At 61.1% G+C, this 2,559-nt stretch carries 3 protein-coding genes; all 3 read right to left on the bottom strand.

Features of this window, described 5'->3' with window-relative positions; genetic code table 11:
* Positions 1-28 precede the first annotated feature (28 nt).
* The 3 genes from tnpC to tnpA are packed head-to-tail and all read right to left on the bottom strand — an operon-like array spanning position 29 to position 2,481.
* The gene (gene tnpC / locus K6M89_RS30440) at positions 29-1,684 is read right to left on the bottom strand and encodes an IS66 family transposase (RefSeq protein ID WP_018247155.1); all 1,656 of its coding nucleotides are present in this window, start codon (positions 1,682-1,684) and stop codon (positions 29-31) included.
* Positions 1,685-1,729: 45 nt separating this feature from the next.
* The gene (gene tnpB, locus K6M89_RS30435) at positions 1,730-2,077 is read right to left on the bottom strand and encodes an IS66 family insertion sequence element accessory protein TnpB (protein WP_008536653.1); all 348 of its coding nucleotides are present in this window, start codon (positions 2,075-2,077) and stop codon (positions 1,730-1,732) included.
* Positions 2,074-2,481, bottom strand: coding sequence for an IS66-like element accessory protein TnpA (gene tnpA, locus K6M89_RS30430; RefSeq protein ID WP_004675073.1), 408 nt, complete (start codon positions 2,479-2,481; stop codon positions 2,074-2,076). The genes tnpB and tnpA overlap by 4 nt, the downstream gene beginning before the upstream one ends.
* Positions 2,482-2,559 lie beyond the last annotated feature (78 nt).

Raw genomic sequence — 2,559 nt, 5'->3', positions numbered from 1 at the left:
AAAGTAAGCCTCCGGTGAAGGCCGCAGGTCAGGCCGCTTGAGCGTTGACGGTCGGCGGCGTCCAATTCCACGGAAGCAACTGCTCCAGCCTGGTAATCGACGTATCAGCGATGCTGGCAAGAACGTCGGCCAGCCACACCTGCGGATCGATGTCGTTGAGTTTTGCCGTCATAATCAATGTGGCCATGAAGGCCGCACGATCTGCACCGCGGTCTGATCCGGCGAAGAGCCAGGATTTTCTGCCGAGCGCAAAGCCTCTGAGCGCTCGCTCTGCCGCATTATTCGTCAGGCAAATCCGGCCGTCCTGCAGAAATGATGTGAAGCCATCCCAGCGCTTGAGCATGTAGTCGATCGCCTCCGCCACCGGAGAACTGCGTGAGAGCTTTGCCCGCTCGGTTTGAAGCCAGACCTGCAGATCATCGACGAGTGGCAGACAGTCTCTCCGGCGACGCTCCAGGCGTTGATCGGCCGTAAGCCCGTTGATCTCGCGCTCAATATCGAACAGGCCGTCGATCCGTTTGACGGCTTCGAGCGCCATAGGCGAGATCGGCGCGGCATTCTTTCCACGCTTGGCATTTGCGGCGATGTCGGCGAGCACGAAGAACTTACGCCGCGAGTGTGCCCAACAAAACGCCTGCCTTAGAGGATTTGGATCGCGATCAACCTTGAACAGCGGATTGTAGCCGCCATAGGCGTCCGCCTGCAGAATGCCGTTGAAGGTCTTCAGGTGGCGCTCCGGATGCTCCTGCCGTCGGTCCCGCGAGGCATAGTAAAGGGCCGCCGGCGGAGAGAGCCCTCCGAACGGCCGATCGTCCCGGACATAGGTCCAGATGCGGCCCGTATCGGTCTTTCCCTTGGCCAGGATAGGCACGGTCGTGTCGTCGCCGTGCAGACGTTCGGCAGCAAGGACATGCGCCTCGATCAGGGAGTGAATGGGCTTCAACGCCGCGGCACATGCTCCAACCTGATCGGCCAGCGTCGACAAGCTGAGGTCGACGCCCTCGCGGGCGTAGCGCTCGCTCTGGCGATTGAGCGGCTGGTGCTGGGCGAACTTCTCAAACAGGATCATCGCCAGCAGGTTCGGCCCGGCAAAACCGCGGGGTGTCACATGGAAGGGTGCGGGTGACTGCGTGATCTTCTCACACTCGCGGCAGGTGAACTTCTCCCGCACCGTCTGGATGACCTTCCACTGACGCGGGATGACTTCCAAGGTCTCGGTAATGTCTTCGCCAAGCTTCGACAGTTTAACCGATCCACAACAGGCGCAATTCGTGGGAGCGGCGATTACGACGCGCTCACGCGGCAGGTGTTCGGGAAAGGGCTTGCGTGACGGACGCTTGCGCTCGAAGGCTTTGACGGCTGAAGCTTTGGCTGCGATCTCCGCCGCCAGTTCATCTTCACCGGCGTCCGCTTCCAACTCCTCGAGCTGCAGTTCCATCTGCTCCAGGAGCCGCGCCTTGCGCTCGGACCGGCTGCCGTAGAGTGCACGGCGAACCTTGTCGATCTCCAGCTTCAGCCGCGCGATCAGCGCCTCGGAATGCGATACGAGTGCCTTTGCGCTGGCGGCTTCTGCCTTGGAGGTCGCTGCTTCTGCTTCGGCTGCGACACGTCGAGCGCGTTCCTGGGCCAGCAGTGCAAGCGCACTGGCAAGGTCGTCCGGAAGCTCTTCGGTCGCATTGCTCATGACAGGATGGAATCATATTCGACCCTGTCATTCCAGTGTTTTTGCTTATCCGGCCGACGTCGGCCGCCAGGTCTTTTGCGGCATCCGCCAGTCGATACCTTCCAGCAGATAACCGAGCTGCGCAGGCGTGATCACCACCGTGCCATCGGCCGCTGATGGCCAGATGAAGCGGCCGCGCTCCAGCTTCTTCGTGAACAGGCAAGCGCCCTGGCCGTCATGCCAGATCACCTTGATCAGACCGCCACCGCGGCCGCGGAATACGAACAGGTGTCCACACATCGGGTCGCGCTTCAGCGCCTCCTGCACCATCAACGACAAACCGGGGAAGCCCTTTCGCATATCGGTGTGGCCTGTCGCCAGCCAGACCTTCACGCCACTCGGAACCGGAATCATCGCAGCCCCAGCACGCAATCGAGAATCCGGCCAAGGGCATCCGTATCGATGTCGCTATCCACGCGCACGCGCCGACCCCGTCCAAGCTCGATTGTCACATCGCTACGCTTCCGACGAGGGTGGGATGTGGTGGGCGATTCCGGTTGAACGGGAGAGACTGTCGAAGCGGCCTCGGATACGATCACCGGCACCAAAGTCGCCGTATCAGACCTTGGCTCCTCGATCCGGCAAAGCTCTTTGCGCCAACGGAACAACTGGCTGACATGGATGCCGGCCGCGCGGGCAATCTCGGAGATGACCGCGTCTGGCTCAAAGCATGCAGCGACAAGGCGCTCTTTATCTTCGCGTGACCAGCGCCGACGGCGCTCTACAGACGTGATCACCTCAATTGGATGCTTCGTCATATGACTACTCCTAGTGTTACCACTAGGACTGGCAGTCAGAAGCCCTCTATCGCAAGACGGCCTTCACCGTGGGCTTAC

Source organism: Rhizobium croatiense, from assembly GCF_019793465.1.
In the GTDB taxonomy this organism is placed as follows: Bacteria; Pseudomonadota; Alphaproteobacteria; order Rhizobiales; family Rhizobiaceae; genus Rhizobium; species Rhizobium croatiense.
This window is presented reverse-complemented; position numbering and strand designations above follow the sequence as displayed.

Bases quoted from the DNA above. Each gene is read 5' to 3' on its own strand.
- tnpC (WP_018247155.1), bottom strand. From the start codon at position 1,684: ATGAGCAATGCGACCGAAGAGCTTCCGGACGACCTTGCCAGTGCGCTT.
- tnpB (WP_008536653.1), bottom strand. From the start codon at position 2,077: ATGATTCCGGTTCCGAGTGGCGTGAAGGTCTGGCTGGCGACAGGCCAC.
- tnpA (WP_004675073.1), bottom strand. From the start codon at position 2,481: ATGACGAAGCATCCAATTGAGGTGATCACGTCTGTAGAGCGCCGTCGG.